This window comes from Staphylococcus auricularis, assembly GCF_001500315.1.
In the GTDB taxonomy this organism is placed as follows: Bacteria; Bacillota; Bacilli; order Staphylococcales; family Staphylococcaceae; genus Staphylococcus; species Staphylococcus auricularis.
This window is the reverse complement of the sequence record NZ_LLER01000009.1, coordinates 169,096-191,964: the sequence shown is the minus strand read 5'-3', so window position 1 is coordinate 191,964 and position 22,869 is coordinate 169,096. Positions and strand designations below refer to the sequence as shown.

The following is a 22,869-nucleotide window of genomic DNA, read 5'->3' as shown; positions in this document are numbered from 1 at the left end:
GGATAGTGAAAGCTTAACAATTCAAATTGGCATTAAATGAATGAAATATAAAAGCGAGTGTCTACACTAAATTGGGTGGAACCGCGGGTTAAAAAAGCATATAAACGTATTACATACGATTTATAAATTAACTCGTCCCAAGCTGTTGAATCATACACATGTTTCGATAGCTTGGGGCGTATTTTTATGTGAAAAGGAGTGCTTTAATCATGGAAAAAGATATGGATACAATTGTACAACTTGCCAAACATAGAGGTTTTGTCTTTCCAGGTAGTGACATCTACGGTGGTCTTTCAAACACTTGGGACTATGGTCCACTTGGCGTTGAATTAAAAAATAATATTAAAAAAGCTTGGTGGCAAAAATTTATTACACAATCCCCTTATAACGTGGGTATCGATGCTGCGATTTTAATGAACCCTAAAACTTGGGAAGCATCTGGTCATATCGGTAACTTTAACGATCCAATGATCGACAATAAAGACAGTAAAATTCGTTACCGTGCTGATAAATTAATTGAAGATTACATGGCGAACGAAAAAGGTGATGAAAACTTTGTCGCTGATGGCCTTAGCTTTGATGAAATGAAACGCATCATCGACGAAGAAGGCATTGTATGTCCAGTCAGTGGTACTGCGAATTGGACTGATATTCGACAATTCAACCTTATGTTCAAAACATTCCAAGGGGTTACTGAAGACTCTACAAACGAACTCTTCTTACGTCCTGAAACAGCACAAGGTATCTTCGTAAACTATAAAAACGTGCAACGTACAATGCGTAAAAAATTACCATTCGGTATTGGTCAAATCGGTAAATCATTCCGTAATGAAATCACTCCAGGTAACTTCATTTTCAGAACACGTGAATTCGAACAAATGGAACTTGAATTCTTCTGTAAACCTGGTGATGAAATCGAATGGCAAAATTACTGGAAAAACTACGCAAGCCAATGGTTAAAAGATTTAGGCTTACAAGAAGATAACACACGTTTACGTGATCATGATGAAGAAGAACTTTCTCACTATTCAAATGCAACAACAGATATCGAATACCGCTTCCCATTCGGTTGGGGCGAACTTTGGGGTATCGCAAGTCGTACAGACTATGACTTAAAACAACACATGGAACACTCTGGTGAAGACTTCAATTACCACGATCCAGAAACAAATGAAAAATACTTACCATACTGTATCGAACCTTCACTTGGTGCTGATCGTGTAACACTTGCTTTCTTATGTGATGCTTATGACGAAGAAGGTGTAGAAGGCAGTAAAGAAGCGCGTACTGTATTACACTTCCACCCTGCATTAGCACCTTATAAAGCAGCCGTGCTACCATTAAGTAAAAAACTTTCTAGTGAAGCAATCAAAGTGTTCGAACAATTGAGTCCTAAATTCTCAATCGACTTTGACGAATCTCAATCTATCGGTAAACGTTACCGTCGTCAAGATGAAATCGGAACACCTTACTGTATTACATTTGACTTTGATTCATTAGATGATAATCAAGTCACTGTTCGTGACAGAGATACGATGGAACAAACACGTATGCCAATCTCTGATTTAGAAGATTTCTTAGCTGAAAGAGTTAAATTCTAATCAGTTTAAGCGAACAATCAAAAGCAGCAGTTAGCTCCCATGCTAACTGCTGCTTTTTTATATTATATATGACTGTTTAATCCTCATCTTTTGAGTTTTGTTCGATTCTGCGGAGTTGATTGATTAGTTTTTGACTTCTGAAGTAAACACCTGCATATTCGCGATATAACATGATGAGTAATTCAGACATTTCTTCTACTATTGTTTGATGGATATTTAATGAGTTCATCTTATCAATCGGTAAGTGCTGAAGTACATTCAACAAGTACAATGTTTTATTGGAAATACGTAACGCATGCGGATCTTGATCGAGTGCTTCAAATGAAATCGCACCATCATATCTAAAACTGTAACCGCATAGTTGAGATTGATCGGTATTTCCTGTCACACTACAGTGATTAAACTGTGCGTTAAAACCAAAGCGTGTCATACATTTGAGTAAAATCACTACAGACATGAGTTGCGCAGATGTACCTTGATTGATTTTATCTAAAGCGAAAGACACAAGATCGTAACAGTATTGTGATACGGCATCTCCTTCTAGTGCTTTATCGACCACTTCTACACATAAACTCGCATAACTATTTTCATAGATATCTAACCGAAGTTCATAATTCAAATTGATGACATCGATAGAGTTTAACGTCCCCATGCCTTTCCATTTATTATAAATAAACAAGCCATATACAAACATCTGTGTACTGGCTTGTAATCCACTTCTACTTTTTTTCGCCCTTCTTACCATTAAAGGAACTTTCGCACCATGTTCATTTAGAATGGTGATGATTTTATCTGATTCGCCGTAATCTACAGATTTAATTATAATGCCTTTTTGTTTCATTAACACTGTAGCTCACCGCTTTCTCATCAATCTTGGTCTTCAATATAACCCATTTGGCGAATGAAGTTTACTTTGTTACGCCAATCTTTTTGAACTTTCACCCAGAGTTCTAAATAAACTTTAGAGCCTAAGAGATTTTCAATATCATGTCTTGCGCGTTTACCTACTTCTTTCAGTTTTTTACCGCCTTTACCAATGACAATCCCTTTTTGAGAATCACGTTCAACATAGATGGTTGCTTCAATACGTACATGATCTTCATCTTTTTTAATCATACGATCGACATTGACCCCAATCGCATGGGGAATTTCTTCACTTGTTAAATGTAAGATTTTTTCTCTGATCAATTCACTCACTACAAACTGTTCAGGGTGATCAGAGACTTGATCTTCTGGATAGTATTGAGGGCCTTCAGGTAGATAAGATTTAAGCACCTCAATAAAATGATCTACGTTATGGCCTTCTAATGCAGACATCGGTACCATCTCAGTAAATGACATGTAAGATTGATACTGTTCAATTCTTGGCATTAATTCATCTGGATGGACTAAGTCAATTTTATTTAAAACAAGAAATACCGGTGTTTTCACATCTTTTAACATGTCCATAATGTACTCATCACCGCGACCAATTTCTTCATTAACATTGACCATAAACATAATCGCATCGATTTCAGATAATGTATTTTTTGCGACACGCATCATGTAGTCGCCTAATTTGTGTTTAGGTTTATGAATACCCGGTGTATCAAGGAAGATAATTTGAGCATCATCTTGTGTCATGACACCTTGAATTTTATTACGGGTAGTTTGTGCTTTATCAGACATGATCGCTATTTTGTGTCCGATCACTCTGTTGACAAATGTTGATTTACCTACATTCGGTCTCCCAATAATTGAGACAAATCCTGATTTATATTCACTCATTCATTTAAATCCTTTCCTGAAAATCCTAATGGTAATAATTCTGCTACTGTCATTTCTATCATTTTACCTTCTTGATTCGTCATATAAACGGGCATGTCATCATCACAAAGTTCTTTTAACACTTGTCTACATGCACCACATGGTGAAGAAGGTTCCTCTGCATCTACCGTAATAGTAATAGATTCAAAATCTCCTGGTCGATAACCATCTGAAATAGCGGCAACTAAACTAGAGCGTTCTGCACAAATCGCCATAGGATAGGCAGCATTTTCCACATTAGCACCATAATAACTCCGACCATCTTTCGTGCGTAAATAAGCCCCGACTTTAAAATGACTATACGGTGCATATGCATTGGATTATGTTTCACGCACCGCTTCAAAATATTCTTTTTGATAGCTCATGTTCTTATCCTCACTTTGTTCATTTCACATTCAATTCACTAAGGTTCAATAAAATATATGGGGTATAAAAATAATTAATCCAATCACTAACGCGATGAGCGCTGTGATAAGTACACTTGCAGCAGCTACATCTTTCGCATGCTTAGCCAACGCGTGATAATCTGAAGTCACGAGATCCACCACATATTCTAACGCGGTATTCATCGCTTCAAATGCGCTTACTAATCCAATCGCAATAATAATAAACATCCATTCTATCGCTGTCAGCTGGAAAATGAATCCACATACTACGACGATGAGTGCAATGAGCACATGAATCAGAAACTTGTAATCTTTCTTAAATAACGCATATAACCCTTCAAACGCATATCTAAAACGTCTCATGATCTTAATCACGTGTGAGGCCATACGCGTTCAAGATCGTATCTTGACGGCCAAACATTTCTTTCTCATCAGCTTCATTCATATGGTCATAGCCTAATAAATGTAAAAAGCCATGAAGTGCTAAAAATCCAAGTTCCCTTTCGAATGAATGTCCATATTCACTCGCTTGTTCTTCCGCAACATCCGTACAAATAATAATATCACCTAATACACGTGGCATGTCTAGACCGCTAATTTCCGGTTCATCTTCTTCTAACGCAAAAGAAATCACATCAGTCACTTTATCTTTATCGCGATACATGTGATTTATCTGTTGGATTTCATCTTTATCTACAAACGTAATTGAAAGCTCTGTATCTTCTTCAATAGATTCTTGTTGTTTCGCAAACGTTAATAAGTCTTCGATTTGGTCACACCAGCTTTGGTCGACGCGTTCTGTTTGATCGCTGAAATCTATGGTAAACATTTATTCCACTCCTTCGTATCTTTCTATGATTTTACTAACTAGTGGATGTCTAACAACATCAGTTTGGTCTAACTTAATGACACTAATGCCTTTTACGGAGTGAAGTTTTTTAACCGCTTCCTTAAGTCCACTTTTAACACCTTTAGGTAAATCGATTTGTGTTTGGTCACCGGTTACGACCATTTTTGACCCAAAGCCAAGACGTGTTAAAAACATTTTCATTTGCGCATGTGTAGTATTTTGCGCTTCGTCTAAAATGACAAAGGCATCATCTAATGTTCTACCTCTCATGTAAGCTAGCGGTGCAATTTCAATAATGCCACGCTCTATAAACCGTTCAGTTTGTTCGCGGCCTAATACAGTATTTAAACCATCGTATAAAGGTCTTAAATAAGGATCGACTTTTTCTTTTAAGTCCCCTGGAAGGAAACCTAATGATTCACCTGCTTCTACAGCTGGTCGTGTGAGTACGATCCGTTTTACATTTCCTTTACGCAGTTGTTTGGCTGCGTAGACAACAGCTAAGAATGTTTTACCTGTTCCTGCTGGTCCGAGTCCGAATGCTAAATCATTTCTTTTCATAGCGTTGATGTATAGACGTTGTCCCATCGTTTTTGCACGAATCGTCTTACCAAACGCATCTTTCGTGATTTCTTCTTCATATAAATCTAAAAGATGTTGAATCGTATTATTCTGTGCCATTTTAATGGCTGCTTCAACATCTTTCAACGTTATTGTTACGCCTTGTTCAATCACTTTTAAGAGATTTTTTAATACGGATTCAGCTTTTTCTACTTGCTCTACTTGTTGACCTTTAACGGCAATTTCCTGGCCGCGAGCATGTACTATAACATCAAATTCTTCTTCAATTGCTTTAATATGTTCATCATTGTTACCAATTAAAGCTTGGGCTTCATTGATGTCATCGATTTGAATAATTCCAGGCATATAGGCGCTCCTTTGCTATTAGATTCGTTCATCTATATTTTATCTTATTAGAATTGAACTTACAAAATAAAAACTCCACAGAGGGAGGTTCTACAGGCTTTAGGGGAAAATTTAAATCGTATTTCTATAAATAATTTCTACTGAACTTAACCAGTTACTGTGTACGTTAACAATTCATTAATGAGAGCATCGGTGCGCCATCTGTGGCATATCTCTAAATATATTGATGTTAGCCAAAGATAAATGAGTGAAAAGCTATTTTAGCCAGAAAAAAAGTGGAAAGACGATCACATTTATATCAAATGCTCGTCATTTCCACTCTTAATTACGTTCCTCATAGTCTGCGAAGCTATCTATCATATAGACTAAGATAACTGTTTCGGTTTATCTAAAATTTCTGACCAGATGACGCCGTTAATGACTTCATCATCACTAAATCTCAAATCGTTGTCTGCTGTAATGGGTTTTTGAGCCTGACTCGCAAAGAGATTTTTCAGACGCATACGTTTCGCCCTCTCATACAAGTACTTATCATTAATAATATGTTCTGCACGTTTTTGCAGTTGTTGAACTTGTTTTTCCCGCGCTCTATCATACTCAGTACGCACATTAGTGATATCCGCCGAAATCGTATTTTTCAACTCATCTCTTAATGCTTGATCTTTAGCTTCTTGCGACTGTTGTTGTCGTTCAGCATCTTGTGGCTCTTCACTTGTTGTAGGTTGCGCTGCTTCTTCGATGCGTCTTACTTTTTCAGCTTGTACGCGTTTAGGCTCAAATTGTCTTGTTTGTGAAGGTGTGGGTTCTTGACGTGTTGTTGTTTGTTCATCTTCATCGTCGTCTTCATCGACCCAATCTTCTAATTCCTTAAATGTTTCTTCGACACGTTCCATAAAGGACTTTTTCGGTTTGTTAGATTCAGCTCTAGGTTGTTCTTTGGGTTTACTCGGATCTCCTTTTTTATGATCATTATTCGTAAACGTACTGATCAAGGATCCAACAATCGCGATGATAAAGATTATTAGACCAATATTCATTTAATCACCCCTAATTATTGTTCTGGTGATTCGTCGTCTTCTTGTTTTGTTTTATCATTGATAGCGTTTCTCATACCTGTGTCTGCTTCTACATTTTTAAGATTATAGTAATCTTTCACACCGATATTACCTGAACGTAATGCTTCTGACATCGCAAGTGGTACTTCTGCTTCTGCTTCAACCACTTTGGCACGCATTTCTTGTACACGTGCTTTCATTTCTTGTTCGCTAGCAACAGCCATTGCTCTACGTTCTTCGGCTTTAGCTTGTGCAATATTTTTATCAGCAATTGCTTGTTCTGTTTGTAGATCGGCACCGATGTTTTTACTGATGTCTACGTCGGCGATATCAATAGACAGAATTTCAAATGCAGTACCTGAATCTAAACCTTTACTTAATACGGTTTTAGAAATGTTATCAGGATTTTCTAAGACTTGTGTGTGGTGTTCACTTGAACCGATTGTTGATACGATACCTTCACCGACACGTGCAATGATTGTTTCTTCACCAGCACCACCGACTAAGCGAGCGATATTAGCACGAACTGTAATACGCGCTTTCGCTTTCACTTCGATACCGTTCATGGCCACACCAGCGATAAATGGTGTTTCAATGACTTTCGGGTTTACAGACATTTGAACCGCTTCTAACACGTCACGACCTGCTAAGTCGATTGCTGCACCACGTTCAAATGGTAAGTTGATATCTGCACGTTGCGCTGCGATATTTGCATCTACAACGCGATCTACATTACCACCAGCTAGATAGTGAGATTCTAATTGGTTCGTAGTGAGGTTAAGTCCTGCTTTATGTGCTTTGATTAATGGTGCGATAACTTTACGTGGAGAGACTCTACGTAATCTCATACCAATTAATGTACCAATACCGACTTTAACACCTGCAGCTATTGCTGAAATCCATAAGCCAATAGGTACAAATGAGAATAAAATAATTAAAGCTATAATAACTATTACAACTAAAATACCGATTGAAATTAATCCAGACATATTGTTACTCCTTTGTTATTCCTTTTCTCTGACAACGACCCGTGTACCTTCAACCTGTAATACAGTTACTGTTTTATTGCGTAAAATAAACTCACCGTCTGATACAGCGTCGATGCGTTCGCCGTCTATACTGATGATGCCGGCAGGTCGTAAATCAGTTAAAGTTTTTGCTGTTTTATTCACTAAATCAGAGCGATTATCATGAGAAGTATATCCAGCTTCTGCATTGGTTGAATCTTTTAATATTACTTTATCTAAAAATGGAATTGAACGATTAAATATTTTCACTAAAATCACCCATTCTATGATTGCCAAAATTAATGCAATGACTACATTGACGATCATCACTAATAAACTATCACCCAGCATCATGATACTTAAGACGACAAGGCCCATACCAATGATGCCCATAACTGCTCCAACCACGAAGAGTTCTATGATAATAAATATAACACCGATGACAAATAAAATAACAGAGACTAAATTGACCTCACCTTTAATAAGGAATCCTAAAAAGAATATCAATAATAATAGCGCAGCCACAATACCGGCCATATTAATACGTCTTGAATATAATTGATATAGGAAACCTAAAAAGATAATGATGGTAAAGACTAAAGAAACGATAGGATTTACGATAAAATCAGCTATACGTTGATACCATTCGATTCCATCAGCAAAGTTAAGTAATAAGATGTTTTGTATACCACTCAGCAAATTCACACTCTCACCTCGCTCTCTCCTTAATTATACATGAAACCCCTTTAGGATTATAGGTTTTTTAATATAAAAATATTAATTGAAAAGTTAACCATAGTTGAGTTATTTTAGTTAAAAATTTTCAAAAATAACGTTGTAATCTATCTACATACTCTAACACATGGTGAGCGTTAAAGTCCGTAAATCAGTTTATTTAAATGATGTATATATGTAACAAACAAATTAAAAGATAACGAATAACTTACATTAAAAAATTGTTGATACAAAATAAAAAAGCCCTAGCTCTCTAGCTAAGACTTTTCTCTCATTTATAATTAATGTTGGGTTGAGGGAGTCAACGAACAATAATTATTTGAATTTACGTTTACGTGCAGCTTCTGATTTCTTTTTACGTCTTACACTTGGTTTTTCGTAAAATTCGCGTTTACGGACTTCTTGAATTGTACCGCTTTTAGAAACTGAACGTTTGAAGCGACGTAACGCATCTTCAAGTGATTCGTTTTTACGGACTACTGTTTTAGACATCTGTATTTCCCTCCCTCCAAATATCAACGAAACTTTATAATCATTACATAGTATTAAACTATGTATCTGTTAGTATAATATAATTGCCTATTGCGGTCAATCAGTAAAATTTACATTTTTAATATTTGCAAACAGCATCAATTATAGACGTTGTGATACATCTCATCTCAATGAGATAGTTCTTGTTCATAGCTAATTGCACTCAACGCATAAAGCGGTGCAGTTTCTGCTCTCAAGATACGCGGACCTAACCCAATGGTAGTACCTTCATTTTCAAAGAGAGCGACTTCATCTTCAGTTAAACCACCTTCAGGTCCGAATATAATTAACACGCGATCTTCAGGTTGAAACTGAGCGACCAAAGAACGAAATTGATGCGTTTCTCCATCTTTTGCAGCATCTTCATACGCAAGTAATACATGATCAAATTGATCAATATCTTCATAGACAGCCTTCAAACTCTCTTTATATGTCACTTCAGGTATCTTCAAACGATAACTTTGTTCGGCAGCTTCTTTAATGATTTTTTGCCAGCGTTCTAGCTTTTTAGCTACCTTATTTTGTGTGAGTTTCACTACGGAACGCGTCATTTGTGTAGCGATAAAATGAGACGCGCCAAGCTCTGTCGCTTTTTGAATCAACCATTCATATTTATCTGCTTTGATCAAACCACTACATACTGTGATATGTTGTGGCAACTCACTATCAATCGTCATATCTTCTGTTAACTTGATTTCGATCTGATCTGAATCAATCTTTGTGATTTCACAGCGATACACTTGTTGATCGTTAAATGTAACTATGATTTCGTTACCTACATCGTTACGCATGACATTAACGATGTGATGCACATCCTCTTTACTTGTGATAAAAAAACGCTGACTTGGATCAGCGTTTTGGTCTATAAAATATCTTTGCACGTTCAGTCGCTCACTTTCTGTCCAACGATACATACCCAATCATTTTGATGTTCCGTTGAAATGATTTTAAAACCAACACGCTCCATGTGTTCGATAATGGATTCGTATTTAGATTCTATAATGCCTGAGGTAATAAAATAACCCGCTTCATTTACTACATCATAAGCATCTTCAATCATTTCATCAATAATATGCGCTAAGATGTTCGCTATTACGACATCAAAATGACCGGTTTCTTCTGTAAGTAAATCACTTGGCACTGCTTCAATTTGATCGACACAATTATTTTTTCTGAAATTATCCTGTGCGACCTTCACAGCCATTTCATCTAAATCTAACGCTTTGATGCGTTCTACGCCAAGCAGGTGACAAGCAATACTGAGAATACCAGAACCTGTGCCAACATCAATTACAGCATCTGACGGTTTGACGTAACGTTCGATCGCTTTTAAACACATACTTGTCGTCGGATGATCTCCTGTGCCAAATGCCATACCAGGATCAAGTTCGATACAAAGTTCGTCTTCGTTCTCTTTTTGATAACTTTCCCAGCTAGGAACAATCGTAAAGCGCTCAGAAGCACGAAATGGATGAAAATAGTTTTTCCATTCGTTCTCCCAGTCTTGTTCTTCCAGTGTTTGTTCCTCAACCTTAAGCAAGTTTTGATCCATTTGTTCGATTTCATTTAAATTGTCTAACAATTGCTGTTTAAATGCTGCTGTATATTTCATTTCATTGAAATAGGCTTTGATACGAACCCCTTCATCGGGATAGTCGTCACGATTAAGTTCAAAGACTTCTCCGTAGCGATCTTCAAAGTCTTGTTCTAAATCTGTAGAATCTTCTATGACAACCCCATTAGAGCCTAATTCTTCTAACATATCTGCAACAATCGCAGACACTTCATGATTAACTGTAATTGAAAGTTCGACCCAGTTCATTTATTTTATTCTCCTTTAAAGAAACGTTTCGCTTTGTCTTTAAAATTAGATGATTGTTCTTTAATTGATTCACCACTAATATCAGCGAATTCACGCAATAATTCTTTTTGACGGTCGTTGAGTTTCGTAGGTGTGTTTACTTTAATATTAACAAAGATGTCACCATAGCCGTAGCCATGTACATTTTTTACACCTTTTTCTTTCAATCTGAATTGTTTAGCAGTTTGTGTACCTGCTGGAATGGTTAACATGACGCTACCTTTAAGTGTAGGTACTTTAACTTCATCACCTAAAGCAGCTTGTGCAAAGCTAACGTTCAAGTCATAGAATAAATCGTCGCCATCACGTTCAAATTTGTCAGAAGGTTTAACTCTGAATACGACATATAAGTCACCTTGAGGGCCACCATTTTCACCAGGCGCACCTTCACCGGCTAATCTGATTTGTTGATCATTGTTTATACCTTCAGGCACTTTCACGTTAATTTTGACATTTTTGTTTTCTGTACCTTTACCATGGCATGTTGGACATGGTTCTTCAAATTCTTCACCTGTACCATCACATACTGGACAAACTTTTTGAGTTCTTACACGTCCTAAGATGGTATTTTGTTCGACTGTTGTATGGCCTGATCCGTTACAGTAATGACATGTTTTTTTCTTAGTACCCGGTTTAGCACCGTTACCATTACATGTATGACATTTCACATCTTTACGGATTGTGATATCTTTTTTAGCACCAAATACCGCTTCATCAAATGTGATTGTCATGTTGTATTGTAAGTCGTCACCTTTACGTGGCGCATTAGGATCACTTGAGCGACCGTCACCGAAGAATGAACTGAAGATATCTTCAAAGCCGCCGCCAAATCCGCTAAAGTCTTGGCCACCGAAACCTTGACCGCCAAAGCCACCTTGTGGGCCATCATGACCGAATTGGTCGTAATTTGCACGTTTATCTGGGTCACTGAGAACTTCATATGCTTCAGATATTTCTTTGAATTTTTCGTCGGCGCCTTCTTCTTTATTTATATCTGGGTGGTATTTTTTAGATAATTTACGATAAGCCTTTTTAATTTCATCTTTGGATGCGTCTTTACTTACACCTAAGACTTCATAATAATCTCGTTTGTTGGCCACTGTCTATCTCTCCTTTTCCATTTTTAAAATAAACACTACATAAAAAGGAAAAAGAGGCTGGGACATGTGATAGTCCTAGCCCCTTAAAATCTTTCAGCCTTAATTGGACAGTTGATTGTTGGAATCATCACGAATGTACAATGACTGATTCCACATCATTATGCCTAGCGTGAGCGCGACGCCGTTATGCACTCGCAACATCGTTGTACGCACACGCTCTAAATGGCTAAGCAAATGTGTCGTTTTATTTGATGAGTTGTTTGTTCATCTCAAATTATTTATTGTCTTTGTCGTCATCATTCACTTCAGTGAAGTCAGCATCTTCGACATTGCTGTCGTTGCTTTGGCTGCTGTCATCACCTTGTGATTGTTGAGCTTGTTGCGCTTGTTGGTAAACTTTAGCAGATAAGTCTTGAACTACTTTTTCAAGATCTTCTTTTTTAGCTTTGATGTCATCTAAGTCTTGACCTTCAAGTGCTGATTTAAGCGCATCTTTTTTCTCTTCAGCATTAGATTTGTCATCTTCACTGATGTTGTCGCCTAAATCGTTGATTGTTTTTTCAACTTGGAATACTAAGCTATCTGCTTCGTTACGTAAGTCACTTTCTTGACGACGTTTTTCATCGGCTTCCGCATTTTCTTCTGCGTCTTTAACCATACGATCAATTTCATCATCTGATAATGAAGAGCTTGATTGGATAGTGATGTTTTGTTCTTTGTTTGTACCTAAATCTTTAGCAGTAACGTTTACGATACCGTTTTTATCGATGTCGAAAGTAACTTCGATTTGAGGTACACCACGTGGAGCTGGTGGAATATCAGTTAATTGGAATCTACCAAGTGTTTTGTTGTCATTAGCCATTGGACGTTCACCTTGTAATACGTGAATATCTACGGCTGGTTGGTTATCTGCTGCTGTTGAGTAAACCTGTGATTTAGAAGTTGGGATAGTTGTATTACGTTCGATTAACGTATTCATACGTCCACCCATGATTTCGATACCTAATGAAAGTGGTGTTACGTCAAGTAATACAACGTCTTTAACGTCACCAGTGATAACCCCACCTTGGATTGCTGCACCCATTGCAACAACTTCGTCTGGGTTTACACCTTTATGAGGGTCTTTACCAGTTTCTTTTTTAACTGCATCTTGTACTGCTGGGATTCTTGTAGAACCACCAACTAAGATCACTTCGTCAATGTCTGAGCTTGAAAGACCAGCATCTTTAAGTGCTTGACGTGTAGGTTCCATTGTTTTTTGGATTAATGAATCTGATAACTCTTCGAATTTAGAACGAGTTAAGTTCACTTCTAAGTGTAATGGGCCATTTTCACCAGCTGAGATGAATGGTAATGAAACTTGAGTTTGAGATACGCCTGATAAGTCTTTTTTAGCTTTTTCAGCAGCGTCTTTAAGACGTTGTAATGCCATTTTATCTTGTGATAAATCTACGCCGTTTTCTTTTTGGAATTCTGATACAAGATAATCAATGATCACTTGGTCAAAGTCGTCACCACCAAGTTTGTTGTCACCTGCAGTTGAAAGTACTTCGAATACACCGTCACCTAATTCAAGGATTGAAACGTCGAAAGTACCGCCACCTAAGTCAAATACAAGTACTTTTTGATCTTGTTCAGTTTTGTCTAAACCGTAAGCTAATGCTGCAGCTGTTGGTTCGTTGATAATACGTTCAACTTCTAATCCAGCGATTTTACCAGCATCTTTAGTTGCTTGACGTTCACCATCGTTGAAGTAAGCTGGAACTGTGATAACTGCTTTTTCTACTTTTTCACCTAAATAATCTTCAGCAGTTTTTTTAAGGTTTTGTAAGATCATTGCTGAGATTTCTTGAGGTGCATATTTTTTACCTTCGATATCAACTTTATAATCTGTACCCATATGACGTTTGATTGATTGTACAGTGTTTGGGTTTGTGATTGCTTGACGTTTTGCAACCTCACCTACTTGTGTTTCATCATTTTTGAAAGCTACAACAGATGGTGTTGTTCTTGCGCCTTCAGGGTTTTGGATAACTTTTGGATCGTCACCTTCTAATACTGCAACACAAGAATTTGTTGTACCTAAGTCAATACCTATTACTTTACTCATAACTAATTTCCTCCTAAATAAAATGTTGTTGATTAATATTTAATGTTGTTATGAAAATCTATTGGTTTACCTTAACCATAGAAGGTCTTAACACGCGTTCTTTCAATTTATATCCTTTTTGTAATTCTTGAGTGATTTGACCACTTTCATATTCTGAGTTGTCATCTTGCATCACTGCTTGATGGAAGTTTGGATCAAATTGTTGACCTTCTGTTTCAATGACTTCTAAGCCATTATCTTTCAACGCTTTCAATAGACTATCGTAAACCATTTGAACACCTTTTTGAAGTGAATTAAATTGTTCAGTGTCACCTTCAATTTGTAAGGCACGTTCAATGTTGTCTATGGTTGGTAAAATATCTGTAAGCACGCTTTGTGCTTGGTATGTTTTCATTGTTTGATTTTCTTTTTGGATTCTTCGTTTATAATTATCAAACTCTGCATAGAGTCTTAAATATTTTTCTTCATTTTCTTTTACTTCATCTTTTAATTGTTGAATTTCTTCATCTTTCGGATCTACATCTTCTTGTTCATTTTCATCTTGTAAATCGTCATTTTGATTATCTTCATTTGTTTCAGAAGCTGTATCTTCTGTGTCTTTAGTCTGTTCAGAAGTCGTTGCTTCTTCTGTGTTAGCAGTTTGTTCAGTTTCTTCAACTGATTCAGCTTCTGTTTGTTGTTCATCAGTTTGATTGTTTACTGATTCGTTTGTTTCTGCCATGTTCTGCCCTCCAATACTCATTTCAATCACCAAATTGCATTCAGTAATTGAATTACATTCTGATAGTGCATTGCTGTTGGTCCGATGACTGCAATCTTACCTTTAAGTTGGCTGTTGATGTGATATTCACTCGTCACAATTGCAATATCACTCATAATGGGATCGATCTCATGACCTATTTTTACATTAATAGGTGATGCATTCGCTGTATCTAGTAATTGAGTCACACGATTTGATTCGATATACTGTAAAATCGGTTGAATCGACGAAACGTTGGACTCATTTAATGCGTTGATCAGCTTAACCTTTCCGCCCATATAAATGCCATTACTTTGATCATCGATATGAATCTGAATTGTGTTTATCATATCTTTGATAAACTCTTTTTCAGTGAGTGAATCTGCAAAAGAATTCAAGTCAAATTCAAACTGACTATGATTCCATTCGCTACATTTTGCAGTGACAAAATTAGCTATTTTAGTCAACTGCTCAGAGGTTAACTTCATTTTGGAAGTTAAATACAAATGTTCAACATGACCAGATTTAAATACGACAATCATAATAACTAAGTAAGAACTTGCACGGACCAAGTGGATATTATCAATGATATCTTCACTATGATCTGGACGCATAACCAATGTTGTATATTGAGATGCGACGGATAATTCTCGTGCAAACTCACTTAACGCTGATGCAATGTTGAAGTTGTTTTCAACGAGCAACGATTTCAAGCGTTGTGTTTTGCTTTGTTGATGATGAGATGTTTCTTCCAATAGGTTATCTACATAGTATCTGAACCCTAGTTCAGAGGGCATGCGTCCTGAAGAAGTGTGCGCTTTTGAAATGAGTTGTTTATCTTCTAACACTTTCATCTCATTCCGGATGGTCGCTGTACTTACTCCAAGATGATGACGTTCTATTAAAGTCTTTGATCCTACTGGCTGATCTAAATCCACATAATCTTCAACAATCGCATTTAGTATGCGTAATTGTCTATCAGTAATCATGTTTTCACCTCATTAGCACTCTCTTGTTTCGAGTGCTAATTATAATATAACAAGTTGGTCAAAGTAAGTCAATGTTAAAGCATCCGTTTTTCAAAACTTTTTATACGCTAAGTAAAAATGCCTCAAACACTTCGTTTCCAATCACTTTTCCGCGTTCAGTCATAGAGATAAAGTCACCTTGTTTCACCAACAATCCTCGTTGGATGAGGTCATTAATCGTTTGACCATATACGTTATCGATTGGTTCATCAAATTTTTCGTGGAAGCGTTGAATGCTAACTCCTCGGTTCATTCTTAATCCTAAAAACATTTCCTCTTCCATTTGTTCATCTCTTGTTGGAAAAGTAGAGTGCAATAATGGTCGTTCGTTTTGTTCAATTTTTTTAATGTAATGATTGACCGGATTTACATTCGTGTACCGTTCACCATCCACGTAACCACTCGCACCTGCACCAAAGCCATAGTAACCTTCGTTTTTCCAATATACTTTATTATGTTCAGATTCATGTCCTACTTTCGCAAAGTTAGAAATTTCATATTGATGCATGTCACTTTCTTCCATACGGTGCATTAAATGAGTGTACATCGCTTCACCTAAGTCTTCTGAAAGTAGTTTAAGTTTTCCTTTACGATATAAGTTATAGAATTGTGTTTTCGGTTCAAGGATAAGGCCATAACTCGAAATATGATCAATATCCATAGACAGTGCCAATTCCAAGCTCTCTTTGAAATCGTCTAAAGATTGTTTAGGAAGGTCATACATTAAATCTAAACTGATTGAAGGGATGCACACTTGTCGTGCATGATCAACAGCTTGATAGATATCCGCTGTGCGATGCGTACGCCCTAAAATATCCAATAGTTCTTGTTTAAAGGTTTGAACACCCATAGATAAACGATTCACACCATATTCATGAAGAAGTTGAACTTTTTCTAGCGTCAGTTCATCAGGGTTTGCCTCAAAGCTGAATTCACCTTCAATAGTAAAAATGCGTGTGATCGCTTGAAGTAACTTCTCTAACTGGTCATAACTTAAAGCGGTCGGTGTGCCCCCGCCAACGAATAACGTTTCTAATGTTCTAACTTCACTTTGTTCCATTTCTTTAATCAAACAATCTAAGTATTCATCTACAGGCTGATTATGAATGAAATACTTATTAAAATCACAATATGTACAGATACGCACACAAAATGGAATGTGTATATAAGCACTTCTCACTTGCATAAGCTCACCCCTTTTCATATTCCTCGTGCTCACTCACAAAAATAAGGAGCGGAATGGAAATCGCTATCAGATTTCTAACTTCCGCCCCATGTCAACCGTTCTTATCAAAATTAAATGTCATACTTTTTCTATTATATAACTGGATTACATCAGAAATTTTAAATTAAGAAACACTTAGGTTTAAGAATCATCATCCATTTTAAGTACAGCTAAGAAAGCGTCTTGTGGAATTTCAACATTTCCGACTGCTTTCATTTTCGCTTTACCAGCTTTTTGTTTTTCTAATAATTTCCGTTTACGGGTAATGTCACCGCCATAACATTTAGACAACACGTTTTTACCCATTGATTTAATGTTCGTACGAGCGACAATTTTTTGTCCTACTGCGGCTTGGACAGGTACCTCGAATTGTTGTCGTGGTATAAGGGTTTTTAGTTTTTCAACGAGTGCACGGCCACGTTCATATGCGAATGTTTTGTGCACAATGAAACTCAACGCGTCGACTTTATCACCATTTAATAGAATATCCATTTTCACGAGATCACTTTCTTTATTTTCAATGAACTCGTAATCAAATGACGCATAGCCTTTCGTATTCGATTTCAACTGATCGAAGAAATCAAAGACGACTTCAGAGAGTGGCATTTCATAAATAATATTGACGCGGATATCATCGAGATAATCCATATTAATAAATTGACCACGACGACGTTGACATAGTTCCATCACAGCGCCTACATAGTCATTTGGTACCATCATCGTCGCTCTGACATAAGGTTCATAAATCGTTTCGATACGATCACGTTCAGGCATTTGTGCAGGATTGTCTACTGTCACTTCTTCTCCTGTTTTTAAGAAACATTGATAGATAACAGATGGTGCAGTCGCAATCAGTTCAATACCAAATTCGCGTTCAATACGCTCTTGAATGATTTCCATATGCAACATACCTAAGAAACCAGTTCTGAAACCAAAGCCAAGCGCTTGTGAGGATTCGGGTTCGAATTCGAGTGAGGAATCGTTTAATTGTAATTTTTCTAACGCTTCACGTAAATCGTTATAATCTTTGTTATCGATTGGGAACAGTCCGCAATACACCATTGGATTCATTTTTTTATATCCTGATAATGGTTTATCGGCAGGACGTTCCGCATGGGTAATCGTATCACCAACACGTGAATCATCTACATTCTTAATGCTTGCGATGATATAACCTACGTCACCGACTGTTAGTTCTTCAATCGGTAATTGTTTTGGTGTGTTAATCCCAACTTCAGTCACTTCAAATTCTTTTCCAGTCGCCATCATTTTGATGCGGTCGCCTGCTTTTACGACACCTTCTACGACACGTATAGAAGAAATGACACCGCGATAAGAATCGTATTCTGAGTCGAAGATGAGCGCTTTTAATGGCGCTTCTGGATCCCCTTCAGGTGGAGGCACAACTTCTACTAATTTTTCTAAAATTTCTTCGATACCTATATTGGACTTCGCACTAGCGAGGACAACATCATCTTGATCTAATCCGATGACGTCTTCAATTTCTTGTTTCACTCTCTCAGGTTCAGCTGCAGGTAGATCAATTTTATTGACTACAGGTAGCAATTCTAAATCGTTATCTAAAGCTAAGTAAACGTTCGCTAACGTTTGTGCTTCTATCCCTTGTGCCGCATCTACAACTAAAATGGCTCCTTCACATGCAGCTAATGAACGTGAAACTTCGTATGTAAAGTCGACATGTCCCGGTGTGTCGATGAGATGGAAGGTATATGTTTCGCCATCTTTCGCTTCATAGTTCAAACGTACTGCATTTAATTTAATTGTAATACCACGTTCTCTTTCTAAATCCATAGAATCTAATAATTGATCCTGCATGTCTCTCTCTTCTACAGATTTAGTATTTTCGAGAATACGATCAGCTAAAGTTGATTTACCGTGATCGATGTGAGCAATTATAGAAAAGTTTCTTATATTTTCACGTCGCTTTAAACGTTCTTGTTTATCCATATTCAATCATTCTCACTTTCGTTATTCTAACCGATTTAAATCTTCAATATCGTAGTAATGTTAACGTTTTTACTACGCGAATGCAACTTACTTTTTAGTTCTATGATTAAACAGTTGCTGTTACAAGGTCATTTGACTTCAACATTTTGTAAAATATGCTATGATGACTCAAAGTGCATCATTTTTATCATTTATGAATCATATTATTTGAACTGCAAAGGTTCTTTATTACATGATCATGAATCAGATCATCATCAATGAATCTACAACGTTAATTATAAAGCTAATGCGCTGTGTTTCCAACTGGAGAAATCGCACAATGTGTAAAACAAGCTATTTTTATTTTATCTGATCTGGTGTATGAATCGCTTGAGTGAACCAGAGATGTTATACTCAAAAATCATTGCACAAATACCTTTGCTTTGGTAAAATATTTCTTGTTGTAATTAAATTTGAATTTGATGCCTTAGCGCACTTTTAGGAGGTGACAGATATGCCAAATATTAAATCTGCAGTAAAACGCGTTAGACGTACAGAAACAGCTGAACAACGCAATAACTCTCAAAAAAACCAAATGCGTACAGCAGTAAAAAGAGCGAAATCAGCTATCGAAACTAACGCAGACAATAAAACTGAATTAGTAAACTTTGCTACTAAAAAAGTAGATAAAGCTGCTAAAAACAACTTAATCCATTCAAACAAAGCTGATCGTATTAAATCTTCATTAATGACAGCTAACAAATAAGAATGACTGAGTTAAACAAAAGAAATGACAAACTGCAAGGTCTTTAGGACTTAGCAGTTTGTCATTTTTTTATAGGGATAAAATAAAAAGTTCTAAAATTAAGTTTTTATCCATGTAAGAAGATTTTAGTTTATAGTCTGTCTCTGCACAGCTATCAATAATATTGAGTAATGACGGCAATGCATATCGGCGAGCTTGATTCCAAGCTAGTTTCACTCGATAAGGATGAGCATTGACCGTTTTAGAAATCTGTTGATTACTATAACCTTTTTGTTGCAAAATCTTGCATTGATAATATAAGCGATAATTATTCGTGATTAATGCGAGCAGTTTAATCGGTTCCTCTTTCATCGCTATCAAATCTTTCACTAATTGAACTGCTTTTGCTTTTTTATTCTGTTGAATATAGTCCGTTAATAAGAAAACATTCTGTTCTAAACTTCTATTGACGATTTGTTTCACATCATCTTTATTAACAGTATTGCGATCTCCTAAAAACAAAATTAATTTTTCTAATTCTTGCTTAACGATGTTGTAATTGATACCTGTCAATTCTATAAATAAGTTGAGCGCATCTTCTTTGATATCTTTATATTCATGATTCAAATATTGCTTAATCCACTGTTTCATATCTTGTTCAGACATTTGCTCTATTTTACTGAGCCGCGTATGTTTTTTTAATGTTTTAACTACTTTTTTTCTTTCATCTAGCTTCGCTTGATATACTTCAAATACGATTAAATTTTGGCCATCATATTTTTCTAGAAATTCCGTCAGAGCTGAAGTATTGGGTTGTTGATCTTTAGCGACCTTTTCCCCTGTAAACACAAAAGCATTCTTCACTAAAATAGCTTTCTTATCTGAGAAAAAAGGCAAAGTTAAACTTTCCTCTATAATTTGGTTGATATCATGATCATATAAATTATATTTTACAAAATTGAAATCATCTTTTTCTTCGCCTAAGTATTTTTCAATTAATTGATTAGATTCCTTTTCGACCAGTTCAGGCACTTCACCATAAACCGTTACGATATTGTCACTCAACGTCAGCACCCTTTCTACTTTTCACAGATAAATACTATATCATAGTTAGCTAAAAATACAGTGTAAAGCATTCACTAACGTGCTGTTTGGATGTGTAATGGGTGTGCTAAAGTAAGCGTCACTTCCCCAACTTCTGCCGTATTAATAATGGTAGATTGATGATCGAGTAATAAAGCTTCCACTTCTTCGTTTGGTAATTTATAACGGTTTTGATTACCAGATGAAATGAGGCTAATATCAGGTTGAATCGTACGTATAAATGCTTCACTCGAGCTCGTTTTACTTCCGTGGTGTCCTACCTTTAAAATATCTATTTTAGGCAGCTCGTATTTTTTTAATAAAATGGCTTCGTTTTCCTTCGTCGCATCTCCCATAAAAAGGACATGGTAATGGTCAATTTCGAGAAGCGTGATAATCGACTGTAAATTTGCATCTTCACTTGTTGGCACTGTAGCATCTAATAATTTTAGTATACCGTAAGTTAATGATATATCTGACATATCTCTGACATATCTCTGAAATCACTCACATGTGTGTCTAATTTAGCTGCGTAATGTTTTAAATAAGCCAATTGTTCAGGATTGAAACTGTCCACATTAATGATGAGTTGTTTTACATGGATTTGTGTCATGATATAATCTAGCTCTCCGATATGATCCGCATGGGGATGGGTAATAATTAAATAGTCGAGCTTCGTGATTCCTCGCTTTTTAAATGTAGACAAAATTTGATACTTACTAATTGAATGATTATTAACTTCGTTCTCCCGTATTGCCTTACCACCAGTATCTATCATGACTGTTTCACCAGCTTTATTTTGAAATAAAAAAGCATCACCTTGTCCCACATCTAACATTGTAAGTTGATTGGTATGTTGAAGTGGCACTTTTGTTATGATAACTGCAAATATCATGAACATGAAGACTGCACTAACAAAGCGACGTTTCACAAAATAATGAAGCACCATTAGTAAGGCAAATAAGACGAAACACAACCATATAGAACTAAGTTCTGGAATAAACCACTTAAATTTTACAAAGTACAAACAGATATCGACGCATTGGTCATGAATGAAAAACAGAAAATTAAGTAGCTGGTCTAATAAATAAAATGGAAACGGTAAATGAAGTAAAATAAACCGGAGTAAAGCGAGCGGAAATAGTAAAAAAGTATAGAAAGGCACAAAAAGTAGATTTGAGATGAGGCCCATCCATTGAATTTCATTAAAGTGGAAAGCGCTAATCATAAAAGAGCCTAATTGAGCTATAAAAGTGAGGTAAAGCAAGTTGAGCCAACCTTGTTGAGTTCGTTCAAAAAGTGGTTTTGATAATAAGATAAATAGAGTGATTAAAAAAGAAAATTGGAAGCCAATATCATATATAAAGTGAGGAAAAATTAAGCTGATAAATACGAAACATAGCCCTAATGTATCGACACCTTGGTGCAGCCATTTTCGCGGTAAAAAGAGTATGAATAATACTGTAATAATAGACCTCACCGCACTAGGTGCTAAATCAGTGTATAACCCAAAGACAATCAAAACGACACAAAGTACTATTTTGATAAACACAGTGGGTACACGTAAACCTATTAACACCGTAAAAATAATGGCACTCAGAGCAGTCACGTGTGAACCACTGACTGCTAATAAATGATAGATACCTATCGCTTTAACATCTGTGAGTTCTTGCTCATCCAATTGAGATACATCACCAGAAATTAGCGCTACAATTCGACCTGGAAAATGGATAGCTGTCTCTTGTAATTGATCAGTTATGAACTTTTGATGCTGCTTTAAATAATCGTGCTGCCTTTCAGGCGTCGCAGTACAACTACCAAAGTCCACGGACTTGATAAATAAGTGAAACGGACTATGAATGTGATCGTTAATAGGCTTGAATTGTCCTCGAATCTGACACGTTAAATGAAACAGTTGTTCCCCGTGACCTAAAGCATCTTGCTCTTTTTTAGGATAATAACTATACTTAAAACGCTCATTTCGTACGTTCACAAAACCTTTGAACTGATTCCCTTTTTTAACGGGCTGTTGTGTAAATGTCGCTACGCCTTGATATTCACTTTGTTGTTGCATCTTATTGAACTGCGCGGTCTGAACTTTTTCATGATGCTGAAAATAAAAATGACTCAACA

At 36.4% G+C, this 22,869-nt stretch carries 22 protein-coding genes and 1 pseudogene; 2 read left to right on the top strand and 21 right to left on the bottom strand.

The window, feature by feature from the left end; all coding sequences use genetic code 11:
• Window positions 1-209 precede the first annotated feature (209 nt).
• On the top strand, window positions 210-1,601 hold the full coding sequence (locus APS80_RS05495; protein ID WP_059107273.1) for a glycine--tRNA ligase: 1,392 nt from the start codon (window positions 210-212) through the stop codon (window positions 1,599-1,601).
• 76 nt (window positions 1,602-1,677) lie between these two features.
• On the opposite strand, the gene recO is transcribed toward APS80_RS05495, so the two are convergent.
• The 18 genes and pseudogenes from recO to lepA all read right to left on the bottom strand — a co-directional run bounded on the left by recO (window position 1,678) and on the right by lepA (window position 18,929).
• Entirely contained in the window at window positions 1,678-2,448 is a 771-nt protein-coding gene (gene recO / locus APS80_RS05490) for a DNA repair protein RecO (protein WP_059107272.1), read from the bottom strand.
• Between the two features lie 20 nt (window positions 2,449-2,468).
• Window positions 2,469-3,368: a GTPase Era gene (gene era, locus APS80_RS05485; protein WP_059107271.1), complete on the bottom strand. Its 900-nt coding sequence runs from the start codon at window positions 3,366-3,368 to the stop codon at window positions 2,469-2,471.
• Window positions 3,365-3,772, bottom strand: a pseudogene (gene cdd, locus APS80_RS05480) (cytidine deaminase). The gene era and the pseudogene cdd overlap by 4 nt, the downstream one beginning before the upstream one ends.
• A gap of 45 nt (window positions 3,773-3,817) precedes the next feature.
• Window positions 3,818-4,156, bottom strand: a complete 339-nt coding sequence (locus APS80_RS05475; RefSeq protein ID WP_059107270.1) for a diacylglycerol kinase family protein — start codon at window positions 4,154-4,156, stop codon at window positions 3,818-3,820.
• Window positions 4,157-4,160: 4 nt separating this feature from the next.
• On the bottom strand, window positions 4,161-4,622 hold the full coding sequence (gene ybeY, locus APS80_RS05470) for an rRNA maturation RNase YbeY (RefSeq protein WP_059107269.1): 462 nt from the start codon (window positions 4,620-4,622) through the stop codon (window positions 4,161-4,163).
• Window positions 4,623-5,570, bottom strand: coding sequence for a PhoH family protein (locus APS80_RS05465; RefSeq protein WP_059107268.1), 948 nt, complete (start codon window positions 5,568-5,570; stop codon window positions 4,623-4,625).
• Window positions 5,571-5,935: 365 nt separating this feature from the next.
• Window positions 5,936-6,607, bottom strand: a complete 672-nt coding sequence (locus tag APS80_RS05460; RefSeq protein WP_059107267.1) for a hypothetical protein — start codon at window positions 6,605-6,607, stop codon at window positions 5,936-5,938.
• A 14-nt stretch (window positions 6,608-6,621) separates the two neighbouring features.
• The gene (floA, locus tag APS80_RS05455) at window positions 6,622-7,614 is read right to left on the bottom strand and encodes a flotillin-like protein FloA (protein ID WP_059107266.1); all 993 of its coding nucleotides are present in this window, start codon (window positions 7,612-7,614) and stop codon (window positions 6,622-6,624) included.
• Window positions 7,615-7,629: 15 nt separating this feature from the next.
• On the bottom strand, window positions 7,630-8,310 hold the full coding sequence (locus tag APS80_RS05450; RefSeq protein WP_103170829.1) for an NfeD family protein: 681 nt from the start codon (window positions 8,308-8,310) through the stop codon (window positions 7,630-7,632).
• 372 nt (window positions 8,311-8,682) lie between these two features.
• A complete protein-coding gene (rpsU, locus tag APS80_RS05445; protein WP_002449867.1) occupies window positions 8,683-8,859 on the bottom strand; it encodes a 30S ribosomal protein S21 in 177 nt (58 codons plus the stop codon).
• Window positions 8,860-9,026: 167 nt separating this feature from the next.
• Window positions 9,027-9,779: a 16S rRNA (uracil(1498)-N(3))-methyltransferase gene (locus tag APS80_RS05440; RefSeq protein WP_059107265.1), complete on the bottom strand. Its 753-nt coding sequence runs from the start codon at window positions 9,777-9,779 to the stop codon at window positions 9,027-9,029.
• 2 nt (window positions 9,780-9,781) lie between these two features.
• A complete protein-coding gene (prmA, locus tag APS80_RS05435; RefSeq protein WP_059107264.1) occupies window positions 9,782-10,720 on the bottom strand; it encodes a 50S ribosomal protein L11 methyltransferase in 939 nt (312 codons plus the stop codon).
• A gap of 5 nt (window positions 10,721-10,725) precedes the next feature.
• On the bottom strand, window positions 10,726-11,859 hold the full coding sequence (gene dnaJ, locus APS80_RS05430) for a molecular chaperone DnaJ (RefSeq protein ID WP_059107263.1): 1,134 nt from the start codon (window positions 11,857-11,859) through the stop codon (window positions 10,726-10,728).
• 274 nt (window positions 11,860-12,133) lie between these two features.
• Window positions 12,134-13,969, bottom strand: a complete 1,836-nt coding sequence (gene dnaK / locus APS80_RS05425; RefSeq protein ID WP_059107262.1) for a molecular chaperone DnaK — start codon at window positions 13,967-13,969, stop codon at window positions 12,134-12,136.
• 58 nt (window positions 13,970-14,027) lie between these two features.
• On the bottom strand, window positions 14,028-14,690 hold the full coding sequence (grpE, locus tag APS80_RS05420) for a nucleotide exchange factor GrpE (RefSeq protein WP_059107261.1): 663 nt from the start codon (window positions 14,688-14,690) through the stop codon (window positions 14,028-14,030).
• 26 nt (window positions 14,691-14,716) lie between these two features.
• Window positions 14,717-15,697, bottom strand: coding sequence for a heat-inducible transcriptional repressor HrcA (gene hrcA / locus APS80_RS05415; protein ID WP_059107260.1), 981 nt, complete (start codon window positions 15,695-15,697; stop codon window positions 14,717-14,719).
• A gap of 100 nt (window positions 15,698-15,797) precedes the next feature.
• The gene (gene hemW / locus APS80_RS05410; protein WP_059107259.1) at window positions 15,798-16,922 is read right to left on the bottom strand and encodes a radical SAM family heme chaperone HemW; all 1,125 of its coding nucleotides are present in this window, start codon (window positions 16,920-16,922) and stop codon (window positions 15,798-15,800) included.
• A gap of 180 nt (window positions 16,923-17,102) precedes the next feature.
• On the bottom strand, window positions 17,103-18,929 hold the full coding sequence (lepA, locus tag APS80_RS05405) for a translation elongation factor 4 (RefSeq protein ID WP_059107258.1): 1,827 nt from the start codon (window positions 18,927-18,929) through the stop codon (window positions 17,103-17,105).
• 493 nt (window positions 18,930-19,422) lie between these two features.
• Here lepA and rpsT point away from each other — a divergent pair, with 493 nt between their 5' ends.
• A complete protein-coding gene (gene rpsT, locus APS80_RS05400) occupies window positions 19,423-19,674 on the top strand; it encodes a 30S ribosomal protein S20 (protein ID WP_059107257.1) in 252 nt (83 codons plus the stop codon).
• Between the two features lie 69 nt (window positions 19,675-19,743).
• Here the strand turns inward: rpsT and holA are convergent, their stop codons facing one another.
• From holA to APS80_RS05385, 3 genes are all read right to left on the bottom strand, one after another.
• Window positions 19,744-20,718 (bottom strand): DNA polymerase III subunit delta, encoded by a 975-nt coding sequence (gene holA / locus APS80_RS05395; protein WP_059107256.1) that lies wholly within the window; start codon window positions 20,716-20,718, stop codon window positions 19,744-19,746.
• 74 nt (window positions 20,719-20,792) lie between these two features.
• Window positions 20,793-21,218 (bottom strand): ComEC/Rec2 family competence protein, encoded by a 426-nt coding sequence (locus APS80_RS05390; RefSeq protein ID WP_059107255.1) that lies wholly within the window; start codon window positions 21,216-21,218, stop codon window positions 20,793-20,795.
• Window positions 21,200-22,810 (bottom strand): ComEC/Rec2 family competence protein, encoded by a 1,611-nt coding sequence (locus APS80_RS05385; RefSeq protein ID WP_169791255.1) that lies wholly within the window; start codon window positions 22,808-22,810, stop codon window positions 21,200-21,202. The genes APS80_RS05390 and APS80_RS05385 overlap by 19 nt, the downstream gene beginning before the upstream one ends.
• Window positions 22,811-22,869 lie beyond the last annotated feature (59 nt).

Coding starts and splice junctions, on each gene's coding strand:
- lepA (WP_059107258.1), bottom strand. CDS start 18,929: ATGGATAAACAAGAACGTTTAAAGCGACGTGAAAATATAAGAAACTTT.
- APS80_RS05460 (WP_059107267.1), bottom strand. CDS start 6,607: ATGAATATTGGTCTAATAATCTTTATCATCGCGATTGTTGGATCCTTG.
- hrcA (WP_059107260.1), bottom strand. CDS start 15,697: ATGATTACTGATAGACAATTACGCATACTAAATGCGATTGTTGAAGAT.
- prmA (WP_059107264.1), bottom strand. CDS start 10,720: ATGAACTGGGTCGAACTTTCAATTACAGTTAATCATGAAGTGTCTGCG.
- rpsU (WP_002449867.1), bottom strand. CDS start 8,859: ATGTCTAAAACAGTAGTCCGTAAAAACGAATCACTTGAAGATGCGTTA.
- era (WP_059107271.1), bottom strand. CDS start 3,368: ATGAGTGAATATAAATCAGGATTTGTCTCAATTATTGGGAGACCGAAT.
- APS80_RS05465 (WP_059107268.1), bottom strand. CDS start 5,570: ATGCCTGGAATTATTCAAATCGATGACATCAATGAAGCCCAAGCTTTA.
- ybeY (WP_059107269.1), bottom strand. CDS start 4,622: ATGTTTACCATAGATTTCAGCGATCAAACAGAACGCGTCGACCAAAGC.
- APS80_RS05385 (WP_169791255.1), bottom strand. CDS start 22,810: ATGCAACAACAAAGTGAATATCAAGGCGTAGCGACATTTACACAACAG.
- rpsT (WP_059107257.1), top strand. CDS start 19,423: ATGCCAAATATTAAATCTGCAGTAAAACGCGTTAGACGTACAGAAACA.
- hemW (WP_059107259.1), bottom strand. CDS start 16,922: ATGCAAGTGAGAAGTGCTTATATACACATTCCATTTTGTGTGCGTATC.
- APS80_RS05390 (WP_059107255.1), bottom strand. CDS start 21,218: ATGTCAGATATATCATTAACTTACGGTATACTAAAATTATTAGATGCT.
- floA (WP_059107266.1), bottom strand. CDS start 7,614: ATGTCTGGATTAATTTCAATCGGTATTTTAGTTGTAATAGTTATTATA.
- APS80_RS05475 (WP_059107270.1), bottom strand. CDS start 4,156: ATGAGACGTTTTAGATATGCGTTTGAAGGGTTATATGCGTTATTTAAG.
- dnaK (WP_059107262.1), bottom strand. CDS start 13,969: ATGAGTAAAGTAATAGGTATTGACTTAGGTACAACAAATTCTTGTGTT.
- APS80_RS05495 (WP_059107273.1), top strand. CDS start 210: ATGGAAAAAGATATGGATACAATTGTACAACTTGCCAAACATAGAGGT.
- grpE (WP_059107261.1), bottom strand. CDS start 14,690: ATGGCAGAAACAAACGAATCAGTAAACAATCAAACTGATGAACAACAA.